17 protein-coding genes and 1 pseudogene are annotated in these 19,895 nt (G+C 73.6%); 9 read left to right on the top strand and 9 right to left on the bottom strand.

Annotated elements, in window-relative coordinates:
• Nucleotides 1–131 precede the first annotated feature (131 nt).
• Nucleotides 132–1,115: a cytochrome c oxidase assembly protein gene (locus ADK65_RS13710; RefSeq protein WP_107092281.1), complete on the top strand. Its 984-nt coding sequence runs from the start codon at nucleotides 132–134 to the stop codon at nucleotides 1,113–1,115.
• Between the two features lie 22 nt (nucleotides 1,116–1,137).
• Here ADK65_RS13710 and ADK65_RS13715 read toward each other — a convergent pair whose 3' ends face one another.
• The 4 genes from ADK65_RS13715 to ADK65_RS13730 are packed head-to-tail and all read right to left on the bottom strand — an operon-like array spanning nucleotide 1,138 to nucleotide 3,209.
• Nucleotides 1,138–1,662, bottom strand: a complete 525-nt coding sequence (locus tag ADK65_RS13715; RefSeq protein WP_063788009.1) for a hypothetical protein — start codon at nucleotides 1,660–1,662, stop codon at nucleotides 1,138–1,140.
• Nucleotides 1,646–2,137, bottom strand: coding sequence for an RNA polymerase sigma factor (locus ADK65_RS13720; protein WP_053670342.1), 492 nt, complete (start codon nucleotides 2,135–2,137; stop codon nucleotides 1,646–1,648). Before ADK65_RS13720 ends, ADK65_RS13715 begins: the two co-directional genes overlap by 17 nt.
• A complete protein-coding gene (locus ADK65_RS13725) occupies nucleotides 2,134–2,808 on the bottom strand; it encodes a class F sortase (RefSeq protein ID WP_053670344.1) in 675 nt (224 codons plus the stop codon). Before ADK65_RS13725 ends, ADK65_RS13720 begins: the two co-directional genes overlap by 4 nt.
• Nucleotides 2,805–3,209 carry a hypothetical protein gene (locus tag ADK65_RS13730; RefSeq protein ID WP_053670346.1) on the bottom strand — a complete coding sequence of 135 codons (405 nt, stop codon included), beginning with the start codon at nucleotides 3,207–3,209 and terminating at the stop codon, nucleotides 2,805–2,807. Before ADK65_RS13730 ends, ADK65_RS13725 begins: the two co-directional genes overlap by 4 nt.
• A 223-nt stretch (nucleotides 3,210–3,432) precedes the next feature.
• Here ADK65_RS13730 and ADK65_RS13735 point away from each other — a divergent pair, with 223 nt between their 5' ends.
• The 3 genes from ADK65_RS13735 to ADK65_RS13745 all read left to right on the top strand — a co-directional run bounded on the left by ADK65_RS13735 (nucleotide 3,433) and on the right by ADK65_RS13745 (nucleotide 7,471).
• Nucleotides 3,433–4,782, top strand: a complete 1,350-nt coding sequence (locus ADK65_RS13735) for a hypothetical protein (RefSeq protein ID WP_053670349.1) — start codon at nucleotides 3,433–3,435, stop codon at nucleotides 4,780–4,782.
• Nucleotides 4,783–4,874: 92 nt separating this feature from the next.
• Complete coding sequence (locus ADK65_RS13740) at nucleotides 4,875–6,116, top strand: AAA family ATPase (RefSeq protein ID WP_053670351.1); 1,242 nt, start codon at nucleotides 4,875–4,877, stop codon at nucleotides 6,114–6,116.
• Entirely contained in the window at nucleotides 6,113–7,471 is a 1,359-nt protein-coding gene (locus ADK65_RS13745) for a DUF2201 family putative metallopeptidase (protein ID WP_078955946.1), read from the top strand. Before ADK65_RS13740 ends, ADK65_RS13745 begins: the two co-directional genes overlap by 4 nt.
• A 113-nt stretch (nucleotides 7,472–7,584) precedes the next feature.
• On the opposite strand, the gene ADK65_RS13750 is transcribed toward ADK65_RS13745, so the two are convergent.
• The gene (locus ADK65_RS13750) at nucleotides 7,585–8,472 is read right to left on the bottom strand and encodes an amidohydrolase family protein (protein WP_053670353.1); all 888 of its coding nucleotides are present in this window, start codon (nucleotides 8,470–8,472) and stop codon (nucleotides 7,585–7,587) included.
• 108 nt (nucleotides 8,473–8,580) lie between these two features.
• The gene (gene pip / locus ADK65_RS13755; protein ID WP_053670355.1) at nucleotides 8,581–9,543 is read right to left on the bottom strand and encodes a prolyl aminopeptidase; all 963 of its coding nucleotides are present in this window, start codon (nucleotides 9,541–9,543) and stop codon (nucleotides 8,581–8,583) included.
• Between the two features lie 102 nt (nucleotides 9,544–9,645).
• Here pip and ADK65_RS38825 point away from each other — a divergent pair.
• Nucleotides 9,646–9,804, top strand: a pseudogene (locus tag ADK65_RS38825) (helix-turn-helix domain-containing protein); the annotation flags it as partial.
• A gap of 224 nt (nucleotides 9,805–10,028) precedes the next feature.
• On the opposite strand, the gene ADK65_RS13765 reads toward ADK65_RS38825, so the two are convergent.
• Nucleotides 10,029–11,015, bottom strand: a complete 987-nt coding sequence (locus tag ADK65_RS13765) for a LacI family DNA-binding transcriptional regulator (RefSeq protein WP_053670507.1) — start codon at nucleotides 11,013–11,015, stop codon at nucleotides 10,029–10,031.
• A gap of 313 nt (nucleotides 11,016–11,328) precedes the next feature.
• On the opposite strand from ADK65_RS13765, the gene ADK65_RS13770 reads away from it, so the two are divergent.
• Nucleotides 11,329–13,383, top strand: a complete 2,055-nt coding sequence (locus tag ADK65_RS13770; protein ID WP_053670357.1) for a glycoside hydrolase — start codon at nucleotides 11,329–11,331, stop codon at nucleotides 13,381–13,383.
• A gap of 133 nt (nucleotides 13,384–13,516) precedes the next feature.
• Here the strand turns inward: ADK65_RS13770 and ADK65_RS13775 are convergent, their stop codons facing one another.
• Both ADK65_RS13775 and ADK65_RS13780 read right to left on the bottom strand, forming a co-directional pair.
• Nucleotides 13,517–14,965, bottom strand: a complete 1,449-nt coding sequence (locus tag ADK65_RS13775) for a DEAD/DEAH box helicase (RefSeq protein ID WP_053670359.1) — start codon at nucleotides 14,963–14,965, stop codon at nucleotides 13,517–13,519.
• Between the two features lie 151 nt (nucleotides 14,966–15,116).
• Complete coding sequence (locus tag ADK65_RS13780) at nucleotides 15,117–15,320, bottom strand: cold-shock protein (protein WP_003991681.1); 204 nt, start codon at nucleotides 15,318–15,320, stop codon at nucleotides 15,117–15,119.
• 347 nt (nucleotides 15,321–15,667) lie between these two features.
• Here ADK65_RS13780 and ADK65_RS13785 point away from each other — a divergent pair, with 347 nt between their 5' ends.
• From ADK65_RS13785 to ADK65_RS13795, 3 genes are all read left to right on the top strand, one after another.
• A complete protein-coding gene (locus ADK65_RS13785) occupies nucleotides 15,668–17,875 on the top strand; it encodes an MMPL family transporter (protein ID WP_159038777.1) in 2,208 nt (735 codons plus the stop codon).
• Between the two features lie 108 nt (nucleotides 17,876–17,983).
• Entirely contained in the window at nucleotides 17,984–19,216 is a 1,233-nt protein-coding gene (locus tag ADK65_RS13790; RefSeq protein WP_053670363.1) for a sensor histidine kinase, read from the top strand.
• Entirely contained in the window at nucleotides 19,213–19,890 is a 678-nt protein-coding gene (locus tag ADK65_RS13795) for a response regulator transcription factor (RefSeq protein ID WP_053670365.1), read from the top strand. The genes ADK65_RS13790 and ADK65_RS13795 overlap by 4 nt, the downstream gene beginning before the upstream one ends.
• Nucleotides 19,891–19,895 lie beyond the last annotated feature (5 nt).

Below are 19,895 nucleotides of genomic sequence, written 5' to 3' on the forward strand. Positions count from 1 at the left end.
TGCGGCAGAGCGGTGCATGCAAGTGCCATACGGCCAGGCTACCCAGGACCTTCGGACGTCATGACGAGACGCCGTGCGCGCTCGTCCACCCTGCCGCCGCCCCCCTGAACTTCGGCGGCTATCGTCCGCTCGTGAGCGAACTGTCGGCTGTGTACCTGCCGGAGGCGACCCCCGGACGGCTGCTGGGATCGTGGCAGCCGGACCTCCCCGCCCTGCTGCTCGTCGCCGTGCTGGGCGGGCTCTACGTCTGGGGCGTCGTCCGGGTGCGCGGGCGGGGCGGGGCCTGGCCGCCCGCCCGGCTCGCCGCGTTCGTGCTGCTCGGCCTGGGCACGATCGTCGTGGCCACGATGTCCGGCCTGGCCGTCTACGACCGTGAACTGTTCTGGCCGGCCGCCGTGCAGAACATCGGACTCGACCTGCTCGCGCCGCTGGGTCTCGCCCTGGGCGACCCGTTGCGGCTCGCGGTGGAGGCGCTGCCGGAGCGCGGCGCGGCCCGGCTGCGGCGGATGCTGACCGGCAGGCTGGTCAGGCTGCTGACGTTCCCCCTCGTCAGCACCGTGCTGGTGCTGACCACCGAACTGACCCTCTACTTCACTCCGTACTTCGCCACGGCGCTGCGCGTGGGCCGGCTGCACGAGCTGATGTACCTCCATCTGCTGGCGGCCGGCTGCCTGTTCGTCCTGCCGGTGCTGTCCCGCGAGCAAGCGCTGCCCGCCTGGTGCACCCACCCGGTCCGGGCGGCCCTGGTCTTCCTGGACGGGGTCGTCGACGGGCTCCCGGGACTGGTGGTCATGACGCACGGCACCCTCATCGCGGGCGCCTGGTACCTGCACCACGCGCCGCCCTGGTCCCCCGACGTCCTGCACGACCAGCAGCTCGGCGGCGGCGCCATGCTGGGTATCGCCGAACTGGTCGCGGTCCCCTTCCTGCTGGCGGTCCTCGCCCGGTGGGTGCGTGACGAGCGCGACCGGACGGCCGTACTGGACCGGCGTCTCGACGGCGAACTCGTGTCCGCGGCCACCCCGGAGGGGCCCGCCGAACTGGTCCGGCCCTGGTGGGAGACCGAAGCGGGCGAGGTGGCGGAGCGGATGCGGCGGCAGCGGCCGGGGGACTGATCCGCGTTCCGGCCGGTGCCGGTCAGCGGTTGTCGGGCACCGTCTCCCGGTCCGTGGCCGGCCGGGCCTCCGACGGCACGGGGCGGATCGCGGTGGGGGTGGCCGACGGGGCGCGGGACGGCTCCCTCCGGCCGGTCGCCTTCTCGGGGGCGAGGGTGCCGGGCTCGGTCGTGCGGGGGGCGCCGGTGCCCGGGGGCGAGGGCCGGGAGCGGGAGGCGGACGGGGACGGCACGGGGGTGGGAGGCGTCGAGTCGGTGGCCGGCGCCGGCCGCGTGGTGGGCGGGGCCATCGGGATCGTCGGGGTCGGGGGGTGCTCGGACGCGGTGTGGCGCAGGGGGAGAGCGATGAGGGCCGCCGCGACGCAGCACAGGCCCGCCCCGGCCGCGCCGCGCAGCAGGCGGCGACGGGCCGCACGGCGGCGGATCGCCTGGTACTGGCCGGCGGGAGCACCCAGGTAGCCGGGGGAGGAGGGGCGCAGGATCACGGCGAGCGGGTCGTCGGGGGCGTGCTCCGGATCGCCCGGGTCGCCGTCAAGACGAGTGGTCAAGGCTTCTCCTCAGGTGGACGCGGAGCAGTTCCCGGGCCGCGTGCAGATCGGCCTTGACGGTGCCTTCCTTGCGCCCGGTCAGCGCGGACACCTCCCGGATCGGCATGTCAGCGTAGTAGTGGAGGAGGATCGGGACGCGCAGTCGTTCCGGCAGCGACTGCACGAGCAGCCGCACGGACGGGTCGCTCTGCTCGTCGGGCGGGCGTACGGCGGCCTCCGAGGTGACGCGGTGCAGGGCCCGGCGCTCGCGCTCCAGCTTGCGCCAGTGGTCCCGGACCAGGTTGGCCGCGGTGACGTAGAGGAACCCGCGCGGTTCCGCCACGGACGTCCAGCGGGCCCAGAGCCGGGTGAACGCCTCCGAGGCGATCTCGTGGGCCGTTCCGTCGTCGTCGACGAGCCGGCGGCACCAGCCGGCCAGGCGCGGGTAGAGGGCGGCGAACAGCTCGGACGCCGCCTTCTCTCGGGACCGTTTCAACGCTCTCCAGAGGTGGGGGAGTCCGCGCCGCTCAGCGCCGCGAACACGATCACGTTGTCCGCGTAGCCGTCCCCGGTGCGCGCTCCGCCGCACGTGATCAGCCGCAGCTCGGGGCGGTCCACGTTCCCGTAGACGTCGTCCGCCGGGAAGTCGGTTTTCGGGACGGTCCGTACGGCCGTGACGGCGAACTCCGCCGTCGTGCCGTTCTCCAGGCGCGCCTCGATCCGGTCGCCCCGCCGCAGCCGGGCGAGGTGACGGAAGACGCCGTCACCGTACGGGCCGACCGTGACATGGCCGAGGAGCACCGACGGGCCGGTCTCGCCGGGGGTCGGCGAGTGCCGGTACCAGCCCGCCCGGTCGTGGTCCGTCACCGGCGGCACCCGCACCGTGCCGTCGGCCGCCAGACCCAGCCGGATGACCGGGGTGTCGACGCCGATGGCCGGGATCAGGAGCCGGACGGGGACCGAACGGGCCAGGGGGCGAGCGCCGTCGACCGGCACCTGCCGGGCGGTGGTGCCCGGCCGGCGCGCGGTGGTGCCGTGACCGGCGGTGCCGGGGCCGGTGGTGGCGCGGCCGGTGGATTCGGGGCCGGTGGTTCCGTGGCCGCCGCACGCCGTCAGCAGGGACGCGAGCGCCCCGGCCGCGAACGCGCGCCTGGAGAACGGGCTCACGCCCCGGTCGCCCGGCGGCGGCGTACGACGAGGACGGTGCCGCCGCCCAGCGCCAGCACCGCGGCGGCGCCCGCGCCGATCGCCGTGCCGCCCGTCCCCGCGTCCCGGGACGCCGTCACACCGGTGTCGGGCGCGCCGCTCGGCCGGACCGAGACCTGGCCGTCGTCGTGTGCCCGGGTCGGCTCGTCCACGGCCGGCGCCCGGGTCGGTTCGTCCTCGGCCGGCGCCCTGGTCGGCTCGGGCGCCCGGGTCGGTTCGGCGCTCTCCGCGGGCCGGACGGTGGGTGAGGCGGCCGACGGGACCGGGCTCGGGGTCGTCGCCCCGTCCGCGAACGCGGGCCCCGTGCCCAGCAGTACGGCGGTGCCCGCGAGGGCCAGGGCGCTGAGGACAGTTCGGCGCATGAATCGCACTCCTTCGTCGTCCGCCCGACGGTCGGCGGGCTGGGTGACAGATCGTGCGGAGAGACGAGGCGGCGGCAGGACGGGTTGTAAAGAGACGGCAAAGTCGTCGCGGTGGCTCCGGAATACTCGGCTGCGCCCGGGAGTCGGGACCGCTAGCATCCGACGCGATGACCACTCACTCCATGAACAGATTGGGGGACCCGTCCGCGCAAGGTGAGTGCTGATGCTCACCGACCTCGCGAACGGGAACGTCCCGCTTTCCTTCTGGCCGCGCGTGCGCGAGTTCGCCGTGCCGCCCTCCATGATCGAGACCGCGACGGCGCGCCGCCGTGCCGGTGACTGGGCCGGTGCCTGCGCCGCCGCGAACGTCGACGCCGACCTCCGGCCCCGTCTCCTCGCGCGGCGCCACGGCAGTGAGTTCGCCGCCCTGCTCCGCGCAGACCTCCGCCACCTCGCTCCCGACCTGCTGCGCTGGCACATGCCTCGGGTCGCTCCCTACGGGCTGCTGCGGCCGGGCCTGACCCTGACCCTGGCCCGGTACGGCACGGGCACGGAAGCGCTGCACCTCGTGGCGCGGACGCCGCCCGCCTGGGCGGACGCCGGGCAGCGGATCAGCCTCGCCCTGTGGGACGCCTCCCGCAGGCACGACAGGGACCGGCGGCATCCGCACCCCCGGCCCAGCCGGCGCTTCCGGCTCGACCTGCACCGTCACCTGTGGGACGCGCGCCGGACCGGTGAACTGCGGGCGCGTGCCGGCGACGGCGGTCCCATCCCGGAGACCGCCGGGGCGCCGCCTGCCGGGCCGTTCCCCGACGGGAAGCGGTGTGCCGTGGACCGGTGGGCGGCCGAGGCGGCGATCCTGCTGCGGGCCGAGGGCCGGTCCGGCGGCCGGGTCGGCGTACGGCTCGGGGCACGGCACCGCGTCGTCCTCGACCTGTCCGACGGCGGCGAGCAGGCCGCCCTGTCGTACGCACGCGCCCCCGACCCCTCGCTGCCCGTGCTGCCCGACGCTGCGACCTGGGTGCTGCCCGACCTCGAACTGCTGCGGGCCGGGGCGATCGACCCCGGGCGCCTGCACCCGCTGGTCGCCTCGGCGTTGGGCGCGCAGCGGTCCGGCACCCGGCCGGTGCCGGAGCGGGCGGGTGATCCACGGGTGGTGGAATGCCGGGGCGCCCGGCACCGGATCGGGCTGGTCGACGGCGTCCTGGCCGCCCTCGACCACGACCCGGCCGAGGTCCGGCGGGAGGAACTGCTCGCCGCGTTCGGCGGACCGCCACTGCCTTGTCTGCGGGCCGTCGACGAGGCACACCGCAGGCCCGAGTGCCTTCCCGGCGTCCGCGAACGCCTCCACCACGGCGACACCGCGGGGGCGCTCGCCGCGGTCGAGAGCCTGCTCGGCCCCGAGGCGGTGCTGCGCGACGGCCCGCTGCGGGACGTTCTGGAGACGGCCGCCAGACGACGCATCGCCCACGGCCTGTTCCGGGCGGGGCTGGAGGGTCCCTCGCCCAGCAGCCTGCGCCCCTGGGACCGCCGCCGCTCCCGCGACGACGGCCCCCACCCACGCCACATGTGACGCGGCCCTGACCCAACCGGGGTCAACCGCCCTGCCTCCGACGGCTCTTCGCTCCACCGAGACGGCCCACCACCGGCAACTGGTGATCACACATGCGCACTCACACCTCGTCCCTGTCCGACACCGCCGACCAGCTCGACGTGGCCGGCGACCTGCTGGCCCTGCTGCGGGACACCACGACCGAACCGCGCCCCGACACGCAGCTGGAGGCCCTCACCCTGGCCGTGGCCGCCGACCTGCCCGTACTGCTGTGGGGCGAGCCGGGCATCGGCAAGACCGCGGCCCTGAACCAGCTCGCCGCGGCCCTGGATCTGCCGCTGACCACGGTGATCGCCAGCGTGCACGAGCCGTCCGACTTCGCGGGGCTGCCGATCGTCGGCGACGACCCGGCCGAGCAGGGTGTGCCGCTGGCCCCGCCGGACTGGGCCGTGCGCCTGGTGCGGGCCGGGCGGGGGCTGCTGTTCCTCGATGAGTTGTCCACCGCGCCCCCCGCCGTGCAGGCCGCCCTGCTCCGGCTCGTGCTGGAGCGGCGGATCGGGGCGCTGCGGCTGCCGCCGGGCGTACGGATCGTGGCCGCCGCCAACCCGCGTTCCTCGGCGGCCGACGGCTGGGAACTGAGCCCGCCGCTCGCCAACCGCTTCGTCCACCTGCAGTGGACGCACGACACCGACGTCGTCGTCCGCGGCCTGGGCGGGATCTGGCCGCGGGCGACCCTGCCCCGGCTCGACCCGGGGAGGCTGCCGGAGGCCGTGGAGTTCGCCCGCCGTGCGGTGTGCGGACTGCTGGCCGCCCGTCCCGCCCTCGCACACCGGCTGCCCAGCGGCGAGATGCGCCGGGGCGGTCCCTGGCCGTCCCCGCGCAGCTGGGAGATGACGCTGCATCTGATCGCCTTCGCGACCGCGGCCGGCTCCTCCCGTGACGTCCTCTCCCTGCTGGTCAGGGGCACGGTGGGAGACGGGCCCGGCCTCGAACTCCTGGCGAGCCTGGACCGGATGGACCTCCCGGACCCCGAGGCGCTGCTGGCCGACCCGGCCGGTGCGGTGCTGCCCGAACGCGGGGATCTGCGGCAGGCCGCGCTGGACGGGGTCGTGGCGGCGGTACGCAACCGCCCGGAGCGGGCCCGCTGGGACGCCGCCTGGACGCTCCTGGTCAAAGCCCTGGAGACCGGCCCTCCGGACGTGCTGGTCGTCCCCGCGACCACCCTCGCGTCCCTGCGCCGCGACGACTGGGACGTCCCGGCGTCGATCGAGCGCCTGGCCGGAGTGGTGACCCTGTCCCGCAGGGCGGACCGCACCACGGCCGCGGTCGCGGCGGCGGCGAAGGCGGGACGATGAAGACGACGACGAACAGCGGCGGTGGCGGCTCGGGCGATGACGGGCCGGTGGCGACGGCCCCGGGCGGACCCGGGCCCGCCCACGACACCTCCCCACGGCCCGCCCGCGAGACCACCCCCGGGCCCGCCTCCGGAGCCCTGGACCGGGGCAAGCTGTTCACGGCCCGGCTGCACGCCGCCCGCGTCCGCCCCTACCTCGCCACCGCCCTCTTCGCCCTGCACGTCGTGGAGTCGCGGCGTGTTCCCACCATGGGCGTCGACCGGTACTGGCGGTGCTACGTGTCGCCGGGGTTCGTGGACCGTACGCCCGTCGAGGAGCTGGCGGGCGTGTGGGTGCACGAGGTGTCGCACCTGCTGCGCGACCACCACGGGCGCAGCGACCGGGTCGCGAAGGAGCGGGGTCTGCACGGCCCGGGGGAGCGGCTGCGGATGAACATCGCCGCCGACTTCGAGATCAACGACGACGTCTACGGCGACGGCCTGACCCGCCCCGACGACGTCGTCGTACCGGGCGATCTCGGTCTGGCCGAGGGCGAGTTGATGGAGGAGTACCTGAGACAGTTCGCCGTGGGCCCGAGGATGCAGGACCTGGCCTGGCTGGACTGCGGCAGCGGCGCCGACGGCCTGGACCGGGAGTGGGAACTGGGCCCGGGCGGTGCGCACGGCCTCAGCGAGCAGGAGCGGGACGCGGTCCGCTTCCGGGTCGCGCAGGGCATCACCGGCCGCCCCGGCAGGGCCCCGAAGAGCTGGCGGCGCTGGGCCGAGGAGGCCTTCCACCCGCCCCAGCCGTGGCGGGAACTGCTGGGCGCGGCGGTCCGCTCGGCCGCGTCCGGCCCCGGCGCGGGCGAGGACTACACCTACGGCCGCCCCGCCCGGCGCTCAACCGCCCTGCCCGGCACGATCCTGCCGAGTCTGCGCCGCCGCCCGCCGCGCGTGTCGGTCGTCATCGACACCTCCGGCTCGGTCAGCGACGCCGAACTGGGCAGCGCGCTCCTGGAGGTCGCCGCGATCGCCCGGGCCGTGGGCGGCCGTCGCGACCTCGTCACGGTCGTGCCCTGCGACGCCTCGGCCGGGCTCGCCCGCCGCCTGTGCCGTGAGGAGGGCATCGCGCTCACGGGCGGCGGCGGCACGGACCTGCGGGCCGGTTTCACCCGCGCCCTGCGCACCCGCCCGTCCCCCGACGTCGTGGTCGTCCTGACCGACGGCCAGACCCCCTGGCCGGACACCCGGCCCCCGTGCCGCACGGTGATCGGCCTCTTCCCGCGCCAGTACGGGAGCGATGCCTACGACGAGTCCAACCCCGAGTACGTCCCGGACTCGCCCCCGGCGTGGGCCCGGGTCGTGGACATCGGCTGACCGGGGCGCGCCGGCTCGGCTTCGGTACGGCCGCCCGGCCGCCCGCCGGGCCCCACCGCCGGGCCCCGGAGCCCCTGAAGTGCCGCATACGGCCGCTCGGCGCACCCCGGGCCTCACAGCCCGAAGAGCTCCGCCGCGTTGTCGTGGCACACCGCCCGCAGCCACTCCTCCCCGAGGCCCAGCCGCTCCAGTGACTCCAGCTGGTGCAGGTACGGGTAGGGGATGTTGGGGAAGTCGGAGCCGAGCAGGACGCGGTCGCCGACGCCGGCCAGCCGGGGCAGGGCCCGGCGCGGGAACGGCGCGAGCGCCTCGGTGAAGTCGGTGAACGCCATCGTCGTGTCCAGCCGCACCTCCCCGTACCGCTCGGCGAGGTCGAGGAAATCCTCGTACTCGGGCATCCCCATGTGCGCGACGATCAGCCTCAGCCGGGGGTGCTCGGCCAGCACCCGCGCGATCGGCCCCGGGCCGGTGTGCTTGCCGGGCGCCGGACCGGAACCGCAGTGGATGACCACGGGGATCCCGGCCTCGGCCAGCAGGCCCCACGCCGGCCGGAGGAGGTCGTCGGCCGGGTCGTACGCCCCCACCTGCACATGCGCCTTGAAGACCCGCGCGCCCGCTTCGACGGCTTCCCGGACGTACGCCTCGACGTCCGGCTCGGGGAAGAGGGTGGCGGTGTGCAGGCAGTCGGGGGTGCGGTGCGCGAAGCCGGCCGCCCAGCCGTTCAGCCAGCGGGCCATGCCGGGCTTGTGCGGATAGAGCATCGAGGTGAAGGCCCTTACGCCGAACTCCCTCAGTATCCCGGCCCGTTCGGCCTCCGCTTCCCGGTAGGTGATCGGCCACTCCAGCCCACCCGTCAGCGGCCCGAGGGAGTCGAAGTACTCCCAGACCTTGCGCAGGACCCGCTCGGGCATGAAGTGCGTGTGCACGTCGACGAGGCCGGGGAGCCCGAGCCGCCCCCGGAAGCGGCGGACGTCCTCGGACTCGGCAGCGTGATCATTCATGGTGTCCAGCCTCGGCGGGGCGGACCGGCGGGGCCAGAGCCGTGCGGAAGGGATCCGTGAGGGATCGCTCACGCCCGCGGTCTGCCGCCCGGCCCGGGAGCGGCTCCCTCAGGCCGGCCGGAACCGGTCGGTGGCCGCCATCAGCGCCGCCGTCGTGGAAGTCCCCGACAGGCCGTGTCCCTCCTCGCCGATCAGGACGAGCTCGGCGTCCGGCCACACCCGGGCCAGCCGCCAGGCGACGTCCAGGGGACTGCTGATGTCCATCCGGCCGTGGATCAGCACGCCCGGGATGCCGGCCAGTCTCCCGGCGTCGCGCAGCAGCGCCCCGTCCTCCAGGAACGCGGCGTGCCGCCAGTAGTGCGTGACGAGGCGGGCGAAGCGCATCCGGAAACACGGGTCCTCGTAGCGAGGGTCGGGCCGGTGCCCGGGGACGGTGGAGACGTGCACGTCCTCCCACCGGCACCATTCCCGCGCCGCCCGCTCCCGTACGGCCGGATCGGGGTCGGCGAGCATCCGGGCGTAGGCAGCGGCCAGGTTCCCCTCGCGATCCGCTTCCGGTACGGCGTCCCGGAAGCGGGCCCACTCCTCGGGGAAGATCCGCCCCATGTCCCGGGTGACCCACTCCACCTCGCGGTGCGTGGTGTTGGTGACGCTGAACAGGACGAGCTCGGACACCGACCCGGGGTGCCGCTCGGCGTAGGCCAGCGCGAGGGTCACGCCCCAGGAGCCGCCGAGGACGAGCCACTCCCCGATGCCGAGGTGCCGTCGCAACTGCTCGATGTCGGCGATCAGATGATGCGTGGTGTTGGCGGCGAGCGAGGTCCGCGGATCGGCGGCGTCGGGCGTACTGCGTCCGCACCCGCGCTGGTCGAGGAGCACGATGCGGTACGCCGCCGGGTCGAACAGCCGGCGCCAGAACGGCCCCGCCCCGGACCCGGGCCCGCCGTGCAGCACGACAGCGGGCTTGCCCGCGGGATTCCCGCAGACCTCCCAGTACACGCGGTTTCCGTCACCGACGTCGAGCATGCCGTGCGCGTACGGCTCGATGCCGTCGGGGTAGGGCTCGGTCATGCGTGTCGTCCTCTCCTGGCCTTCCGGGAACGGCAGTGCGGTTGCTTGATCCATTCACGGCGTTGCCAGGCCCCCCACTCCGTCGCGGCGTACCGTGGCAGCGTGGCTGACGATGACTTGGGACGGACCCTGCGCCGCTTGCGCCGTCTGGCCTCTTTGACACAGGAGGAACTGGCGGAACGCTCCGGTGTGTCCGTCGATGTGATCCGTCAGCTCGAACAAGGACGCAAGCACTCGGCACGCCTCCCGACACTGCATGCGAGCCCCTGGGTCGGCGACGTGGTCCGTGACGAGGCCAATGACCGGCTCGGTGTCGTCACGGATGTCCTCGCCGGTGTGATCTGGGTGCTGCGCCCCGAGTGCGGACCCGGCCAGTGGACGTCACGGCAGCCGGAGCGACTGAGGCTGGTGACGCCGCGAGTGGAAAGACAGGCCTAGAAACCCGGCGCGGCCCGCATGGCTGCGGGCTTCCTCGCCCGCGCCCTTCAGCTTCGCCTCCGCGCAGTACTCTCCCGCCGCACCAACCGCGTAGGCACCAGCGTCGTCCCGTGCTCCGCCCCGGCCTGGCGCATCTTGCTGAGCACCCCCTCCACGCACAGCCGCCCCACCTGCGCGAAGTCCTGGTGGATCGTCGTCAGGGGCGGGAGGAAGGACGCGGACTCGGGGATGTCGTCGAAGCCGACGACGCTGACGTCGTCGGGGACGCGGCGGCCGCGTTCGTGCAGGGCGCGGAGCAGGCCCAGGGCCATCTGGTCGTTGGCCGTGAACACCGCCGTGCAGTCCGGGTCGTCGGCGAGGAGGAGGCCCGCCCGGTAGCCGGACTCGGCCGACCAGTCACCCCGGACCAGCGGTGGCGGAACGCGGCCTGCCGCGGTCAGCGTGTCGCGCCAGGCGTTGGCGCGGCGCTGGGCGGCGAAGGAGCCCTCCGGGCCGGCCAGGTGCCACACCGTGTCGTGACCGAGGTCCAGCAGGTGCCGCACGGCGTCCCGGGCGCCGCCCGCCTGGTCGGTGTCGACGACGGTGTAGCGGTCCCCGGCGTCGGAGTCGGCCACCACGACCTGTACGCCGGGCGGCAGGGAGACCGTCGCCGCGTCGAGCAGGTGGATCTCCATGATGACGATGACGGCGTCCACGGCGAGTTCACCCAGCCGGGAGAAGGCGCCGTTCACCTCGTCCTGGGTGGGGACGGCCACGGGCAGCAGGGTGACGGCGTAGCCGTGCTCGGCGGCGGAGGTGGCGATGGCCTCCAGGGTGCGGATGTTGCCCATGGTGGAGAGCGAGAAGGTGATCACGCCGAGTGTGCGGAACTCGCCCCGGCGCAGCGCCCGGGCCGCGCTGTTGGGCCGGTAGCCGAGTTCCCGCATGGCGGCCAGGACCTGTGCGCGGGTGTCCGCGTTGACGCCCGGGAAGCCGTTCGAGACGCGGGAGACCGTCTGGGAGGAGACCCCGGCGAGCCGGGCGACGTCGGCCATGGAGGCGCCCTGGCGGGGGCGGGCCGCACGCCGTCTCGTACGGCTCGTGCCGCCCGGCTCGCTCTCGCCGTTCACCGTGCCCACCTGCCCCTCGCTTCCCTCACGGCGCACCGGGCGCGGATTTCGGTCCGGACCGAGTCCTTGACCCCTGAGATTCGGACAGTGTAGACATCCCGCCAGTGGATGTTTACGTAAACATTGCCTAGCCGAAACCGTACGAGAACCCGCCGAACCCGTACCAGTCGCACCACGTAGGCCCCGATCTCTGCGCCCGCCGGGACGCGCGGCACGCAGAAGAGCTGGAGTACTCGAGATGGCACACCGCACCCGTAAGAGAAGGCTCCTCGGGGCCATCGGCGTCACCGCCGTGGCGACCGGAACCCTCCTGGCCACGACGACCCTGCCCGCCGCGCACGCCGAGCCGGCCGGGGCCGCGGCCGCCGGGGTCACCGTCCGGCCCGACCCCTCCTACGCGGGGGACAAGTTCGAGGGCTGGGGCACCAGCCTGGTCTGGTTCGCCAACGCCACCGGCGACTACCCGCCCGCGATCCGCGAGAAGCTCTACAAGCTGCTCTTCGGCGACGAGGGCCTCGCCCTGAACATCGCCCGCTACAACATCGGCGGCGGCAACGCCCCCGACGTCAAGGACTACCTGCGGGCCGGCGGCGCGGTCGAGGGCTGGTGGAAGGCCCCGGCGGGCACCACCCGCGAGGACGTCGACTGGTGGGACGCGGACGACCCCGCCGACTGGAACAAGAAGGCCGACAAGACCCAGCGCTGGTGGGTCGACCGCATCAAGAAGGACATCACCCACTGGGAGACCTTCAGCAACTCCCCGCCCTGGTTCATGACCGAGAGCGGCTACGTCTCCGGCAACTTCGACGCGGGCAAGGACCAGCTGAAGCCCGGGTCGGTCGACGACTTCGCCAAGTACCTGGTGGGGGCGACCGAGCGGCTGGAGAAGGCGCACGGCATCAAGGTCGACACCCTCGACCCCTTCAACGAGCCGAACACCAACTACTGGGGCACCAAGCTCGGCCCCGACGGCGAGCCCGTCGGCGGACGCCAGGAGGGTGCCCACATCGGCCCCGAGCTCCAGCAGAAGGTGATCCGCGCCCTGGCCCCGGTGCTGGAGAAGTCCCGTTCGCACGCGGAGATATCCGCGATGGACGAGACCAACCCGGGCACCTTCGCGACGAACTGGAACTCCTACCCCCAGGACGTGCGCGACCTCGTCGGCCAGATGAACGTCCACACCTACGGCACCGGCCAGCGCACCACCGTCCGCGACCTGGCCAAGGCCGCCGACAAGCCGCTGTGGATGAGCGAGGTCGAGGGCGACTGGGGCGACGGCCAGAGCTTCACGGACATGCGGCCCGGCCTGGGCCTCGCCCAGCGCATGGTGGACGACCTGCGGGAACTGGAGCCCAAGGCCTGGGTGTTCTGGCAGCCCGTCGAGGACTACGACAACATGAAGCCGGGCGGCGAGTCCGCCAAGGGCGGCAACTGGGGTGAGATCCAGCTCCCGTTCAGCTGCACCTCGAAGGACACCCTGAAGTCCTGCCCGATCTACACGAACACGAAGTTCGACACCGCCCGCAACTTCACGCACTACATCAAGCCCGGCGACCGGCTGATCAAGACGAACGACACCTCCAGCACGGCGGCGATCTCCCGCAAGGGCGACGCGGCGACCGTCGTCCACGTCAACAGCGCCACCGAGGCGCGCGAGGTCACGCTCGACCTGTCGAAGTTCGGCCGGGTCTCCTCCCGCGCCACGGTCACCCCGGTGGTGACCAGCGCCGACGGCAAGCTGGACAAGCAGAAGGCCGTCCGGGTCTCCGGCAAGCAGGCCACGCTCACCGTGCCCGCCCAGTCGGTGACGTCCTTCCTCGTCAAGGGCGTCTCCGGTGTCGCGAAGGACGCCGCCGAGCTGCGCAAGGGTCACACCTACCGCCTCACGGGCGTCCAGAGCGGCAAGGACCTCACCATCGCCGGCAACGGCACGGGACTGGTCATCAAGGGCGCGAACGCGACCGACCCGAGCGGTCAGCACTGGCGGGTCGAGCAGGTCCGCGGCTCGGACAACCGCAAGCGGTACGTGCTGACGGAGACGGCCTCCGACAAGCGCCTGGCCGTCCGTGACGGCGCCCTGGTCGCCGAGCCGGACGAGGGCCGCCGCGACCGGGCCGCCGAGTGGATCATGTCCACGACCGGCGACGGCACCTGGACTCTGGTCAACGCCGCCACCGGCCAACTCCCCGACGTCTCGGGCCAGTCCACCAGCGACGGCGCCTCCGTCGGCCTGTGGCAGCCCAACTCCGGTTCCAACCAGCGCTGGACGGTGACGGATGTGACGAGCGGCTGACGCCCCCGCACGCCCCTCACCGGGACGCCCCCGTTCGCCGTCGCCCCTGTGCGACGGGCGGCGGGGGCGTCGTGGCGCTCTTCCGGCCCGCGGATGTACCCCCGCCGCGCCGGGCGGCGCCCCGCCCGGTGCCTCAGCGGCGGCGGCCCCGGGACGGCCTGCTCCGCCGTCCGTTCGACGCGGAACCCGTGCGCGCGGCGGGCTTCTCGGTGGCCGGCGGGGCGAGGACGACGGGCACGCCCGAGGGCTCCTGGGCCCCGGTGATGCGGCTCAGTTCGGCCTCGTCCGAGCGGACCCGGGTGATCTGCGGGGTGATCCCGGCATCGGACATCAGCCGGGTCATCTCGCGCCGCTGGTGCGGCAGGACCAGCGTGACGACGGTGCCGGACTCCCCGGCCCGTGCCGTGCGGCCACCCCGGTGCAGGTAGTCCTTGTGGTCGCCGGGCGGGTCCACGTTGACGACGAGGTCGAGGTTGTCGACGTGGATGCCGCGTGCGGCCACGTTGGTCGCCACCAGCACCGACACCTGGCCGTCCTTGAAACGGGCCAGGGTCCTGGTCCGCTGGGACTGGGACTTCCCGCCGTGCAGGGCCATGGCGCGCACGCCGACGGCGAGCAGCTTCTTGGCCAGCCGGTCGGCGGCGTGCTTGGTGTCCAGGAACATGATCACGCGCCCGTCGCGGGCGGCGATCCGGGTCGTGGTGGCGTGCTTGTCGTCGTCCTCCACGTGCAGCAGGTGGTGGTCCATCGTGGTGACGGCGCCGGCGGACGGGTCGACGGAGTGCACCACCGGGTCGTGCAGGTACGTGCGGACCAGCCGGTCGACGTTGCGGTCCAGGGTGGCCGAGAACAGCATCCGCTGGCCGCCCGGGCGCACCTGGTCGAGCAGGGCGGTGACCTGCGGCATGAAGCCCATGTCGGTCATCTGGTCGGCCTCGTCGAGGACGGTGATGTCGACGTGGTCCAGACGGCAGTCGCCTCGGTCTATGAGGTCCTTGAGGCGTCCGGGCGTGGCGACGACCACCTCGGCGCCGCTGCGCAGCGCGTTCGCCTGCCGTCCGATCGGCAGGCCGCCGACCACCGTGGCGAGCCGCAGCCGCAGCGCGCGGGCGAACGGGGCGAGGGCGTCGGTGACCTGCTGGGCCAGCTCGCGGGTCGGCGTGAGGACCAGGGCGAGGGGCTGCCGGGCCTCGGCCCGCCGCCCGTCGACCCGGGCCAGCAGGGCGAGCCCGAAGGCGAGCGTCTTGCCCGAGCCGGTGCGCCCGCGGCCGAGGACGTCCCGCCCGGCCAGCGAGTTCGGCAGGGTCGCCGCCTGGATCGGGAACGGCGCGGTCAGCCCCTCGGAGCGCAGCGCGGCGAGCAGCCGCTCGGGCAGGTCGAGGTCGTCGAACGCCTCGACGGCGGGCAGCGCCGGGGTGATGGTGGCGGGCGGTGCGAACTCCCGGCTGGGGGCGGGGCGGCGCCCGCCGCGGCCGCCGCCGGACGGGCGGGAGGCCGTGCCCTGGCCGGCCGGCTTACGGGATCGGGACCCGTTGCCTCGGGAGTGGGGAGAGCCGTTGTTCCTGCGAGCCGTACGGTCCATGGGGAACCTTCCTCGATGCGGCACGCGTCGAGGAATGCGCGACGGCACCGCGGTGCCGCAGGATTCGCAAGAGTTGAGCCGGAGACAAACAAAACGAGCCGAGGCCCGCACCGCGAGGGTGCGGGCCCCGGTCAGGGCATGCGCGTACGCGTCAGGCGGGAACGATGTTCTCGGCCTGCGGGCCCTTCTGGCCCTGTGTGACGTCGAAGGTGACCTTCTGGCCTTCCTGGAGCTCACGGAAGCCAGAGGTGGCGATGTTCGAGTAGTGGGCGAAGACGTCCGGGCCGCCACCCTCCTGCTCGATGAAGCCGAAGCCCTTTTCCGAGTTGAACCACTTCACGGTGCCGGTAGCCATATGAATCTCCCTTGAGGGCAGTACTCAGGGCCCGCACCTTGCGGACCCGTAGTCGCCGAAATGATCACCCTAAGGAGATCCGAGAATCCTCGGAAACAAAAAAGAGTGCTCGCGTCGACAAAGGTCGAAAGAGCACTCGAAGTCTCTGGGAACCAAAACTGCAACGCCAGCCAAGGTAGCACAGGCCGGTTCAGAAGGCTCGGGAATCTCGTACCCGGGGTGGACCCGGCGCCCTCGCGTACTGCGATCCGAGTACCGGAGATTGTCGGCAGGCGCACGACGACGGGACAGGCCCCCCACGGAGAGGCTGGGCAGACGTCCGACACCAGATGTGGAGACCTCCTGCCGTGGCAACTTTCCTGTATCGAGTGGGCCGTCTGGCCTTCCGGCGGCGCTGGTACGTCGCCCTGGTCTGGGCGGCCGTCCTGGCCGCCGTGGGGCTGGGCTCCGTCAAGGCCCCGGCGGCCGGCGACGAGGGGTTCTCGATGCCCGGCATCGAGTCCCAGAAGGCGTTCGACCTGATGGAGCAGCGCTTCCCCGGGGCCACGGCCGACAGCGCGACGGCCAGGGTCGTCTTCATCGCGCCGGGCGGCGAGAAGGTCACGGCCGCCGGGAACAGGAAGGCCGTCGAGAAGACCGTGGCCGAGCTCGGTGACGGCCCGCAGGTCGCGAGCGCCGTCGACCCGTTCCGGGCGAAGACGGTCAGCGAGGACGGCAGGACGGCCTTCGCCACAGTCACCTACAAGGTCGAGTCCGCCGACCTCACCGACGCCGGCCGCGACCACCTGGAGCGGGCCCTGGAGCAGGCCCGGGACTCCGGCCTGACCGTCGAGGCGGGCGGCAGCGCGCTGGGCGCCGAGGGCGGCCCGGGCGGCGCGGCCGAGGTGATCGGTGTCGCGATAGCCGCCGTGGTGCTCCTGGTCACCTTCGGCTCGCTGGCCGCCGCCGGGCTGCCCCTGCTGACGGCCGTCGTCGGCGTCGGCGTCAGCATGGCCACGATCCTCACCCTGGCCGGCGCCCTGGGCCTGTCCACGACCACCGGCACCCTGGCGATGATGCTGGGCCTCGCCGTCGGCATCGACTACGCCCTGTTCGTCGTCTCCCGCTACCGGGAGGAGCGCGCCAAGGGCCGCACGCCGCAGGAGGCGACGGCGCTGGCCGTGGGCACGGCCGGTTCCGCGGTCGTCTTCGCGGGGCTCACCGTCGTGATCGCGCTGGCCGGGCTCGCCGTGGTCGGCATCCCGATGCTCACCAAGATGGGGCTGGCCGCCGCGGGCGCGGTCGTCGTCGCCGTACTGGTCGCCCTCACCCTCGTCCCCGCTCTCCTCGGCTTCTGGCCGAACGCCGTGCTCACCCGGCGGGCCCGCAGGAGCGGCCGGATCGAGGAGGGCACCGGGGACAACGCCGGCACCCGCTGGGCGCGGTTCGTGCTGCGCCGCCCCCTCCCCGTGCTGCTCCTCGGCGTGGTCGGCCTCGGCGCCCTCGCCCTGCCCGCCGCCGATCTCCAGCTCGGCATGCCCGGCGACGAGGCCAAGCCGGTCTCCTCCACCGAGCGCCGGGCTTACGACGCGCTCGCCGAGGGCTTCGGGCCGGGCTTCAACGGGCCGCTGACCGTCGTCGTGGACGCCAGGGGCGCCGCCGACCCGAAGGCCGCCGCCGGCACGATCGCGAAGGAGATCGGCGGCACGAAGGGCGTCGTGTCCGTCTCCCCGGCCCGCTTCAACGAAGCCGGCGACACCGCGGTCTTCTCGGCCGTGCCCTCCACCGCGCCGACCGACGAGAAGACCAAGGACCTGGTCACCACCATCCGGGACGAGCGCCCCGGCCTCGAATCCGGCACCGGCGCGACCTACGAGGTCACCGGCAGCACCGCGATGAACATCGACATCGCCGAGAAGGTGCAGGCCGCGCTGGTCCCGTACCTGATCGTCGTGGTCGGCCTGGCGGTCGTGCTGCTGCTGGTGGTCTTCCGGTCCCTGCTCGTCCCGCTCAAGGCGGCCCTCGGCTTCCTGCTGTCGGTGCTGGCCTCCCTCGGCGCGGTCGTGGTGGTCTTCCAGCAGGGCCACGGCGCCGAGCTCCTCGGCGTGGAGCAGACCGGCCCGATCATGAGCCTGATGCCGATCTTCCTGGTGGGCATCGTCTTCGGCCTCGCGATGGACTACGAGGTGTTCCTCGTCTCCCGGATGCGGGAGGCCCACGTCCACGGCGAGTCGCCCGCCCAGGCCGTCACGTCCGGCTTCCGGCACAGCGCCCGGGTGGTCGTGGCCGCTGCCCTCATCATGATCGCGGTGTTCGCCGGGTTCATCGGCGAGAGCGACTCCATGATCAAGATGATCGGCTTCGGGCTGGCCTCCGCCGTCCTCTTCGACGCCTTCGTCGTACGGATGGCGATCGTGCCGGCCGTCCTCGCCCTGCTCGGCGAGAAGGCCTGGTGGCTGCCGAAGTGGCTGGACCGGGCACTGCCCCGGGTCGACGTGGAGGGCGAGGGCCTCAGCCGGCCGGAGCCGGTACCGGCCGGGGACCGCGCCCGCGACCTGGAGCCGGCCCGCACCTGAGACACCCGCACGCCGGGCCGTCCGTGGTGAAGGACACGGGCGGCCCCTCGGGCGTTCCCGCTCGACCTCGACCACGATGGTCGAAGCCCCACCGACCGAAAGAGCCCGATGAACGTCAGCCCGGAGCGGCGCTACCAGGATCGCCTCGAGGAATTCTCGGCACGCCACGTGTTCCTCGTCGATCTGGCGATGGTCCTGGCACTGATGGGCTGTACCGCCCTCGGCGGCACGCTCACCATGCCCGGTGCCGACCCGCCGGACCATGACAAGGCCGCCACCGCCCTCATGGGCGTGGCCTGCCTCGTCCTGCTCAAGCACCGCACCCACCCGCGCACCGCCGTCGTCGTGGCCGGGACCTGCACGGTGGCCGCGGTCGCGCTCGGCTACCTGGTCACACCCCTGCTGCTGGCACCGGTCATGGCTGCCCTCTACTGGCTGGCCGCCCTCACCGACCGCAGGTCCACCCGCGTCCACGGCCTTCCCGTCCTGCTCGCGGTGACGCTCGCGGCGGTGTTCTCCGCCTCCATGAACCACGTCTCCCTGCTGCTCCGGACGATCGGCCCGATCTTCTGGCTGATGCTGCCGCTCGCCGCCGGCAAGATGACGCAGCTGCGGCGCGCCTACCTCCAGTCGTTGCGGGCCCGGGCCGAACACGCCGAGCGCACCAGGGAGGAGGAGGCCCGCCTGCGGGTCACCGAGGAGCGGGTGCGCATCGCCCGGGAGCTGCACGACGTGGTGGCCCACCACATGGCCCTGGCCAACGCCCAGGCCGGCACGGCCGCGCACCTCGCGCTCACCAGCCCCGAACAGAGCCGGAAGATCCTCACCGACCTGACCGGCACCACGTCCTCCGCGCTGCGGGAACTGAAGGCCACGCTCGGCCTGCTGCGCGACGACGACGCCCCCGGCTCCTCGGGACTGGAACCGTCCCCGGGCCTGTCCCGCCTGCCGGAGCTGGTCTCGGCGTGCGAGTCGGCGGGCCTGGAGGTCACGGTCACCACGCGAGGCGAACCGCGGCCGCTGTCGCCCGGCGTCGACCTGACCGCGTACCGGATCGTGCAGGAAGCCCTCACCAACGTCACCAAGCACGCCACCGCCGAGACCGCCCACGTGCTGCTCGTCTACACCGGCTCCCGGCTGCTGATCACCGTCACCAACGACGGCCCCAGCGTGCCGGAGGTCCCCCGGGGCCGCGGCTTCGGCGTCATGGGCATGCGCGAACGCGCCCTCTCCATCGGCGGCGAACTGTGCGCGGGGCCCCGCCCCCAGGGCGGCTTCGAGGTCACCACCGCGCTGCCCCTGCAACCCTCCTCCCACCTCTCCGAAGGAACCACCGCATGACCATCAGGGTGCTGCTCGCCGACGACCAGGCCCTGCTGCGGGCCACCTTCCGCATCCTCATCGACTCCTGCGCGGACATGGAGGTGGTCGGCGAGGCGTCCGACGGTGCCGAGGCGGTCGCCCTGACCCGGAAGCTGCGCCCGGACATCGTCCTCATGGACATCCGCATGCCCGGCACCGACGGCCTGACCGCAACCTCCGAGCTGTGCGCCGACCCGGAGCTGTCCGCCACCCGGGTCCTGATCCTCACCACGTTCGAGACCGAGGACTACGTCGCCCAGGCCCTGCGCGCCGGGGCCAGCGGCTTCCTCGGCAAGGACGTCACCGCCGACACCCTGCTCGACGGCGTGCGCACGGTGGCCTCCGGCGAGGCCCTGCTGTCGCCCGTCGCCACCCGCTCCCTCATCACCCGCTTCCTCATGGCCCCCGCCCCCGGCACCCACCTGGCACCGCCGGAGCGCCTCGCCGAGCTCACCGTCCGCGAACGCGAGGTGATGGCCCTGGCCGCGGAGGGCAGGTCCAACACGGAGATCGCCGACGACCTCACCCTCAGCCCGCTGACCGTCCGCACGCACATCCACCGGGCCATGACCAAGCTGCACGCCCGGGACCGGGCACAGCTGGTCGTCATCGCGTACCAGACGGGCCTCGTGCGGGCGACGCCACCGGCGTGAGCCCC

This window comes from Streptomyces sp. NRRL B-1140 (assembly GCF_001280065.1).
In the GTDB taxonomy this organism is placed as follows: domain Bacteria; phylum Actinomycetota; class Actinomycetes; order Streptomycetales; family Streptomycetaceae; genus Streptomyces.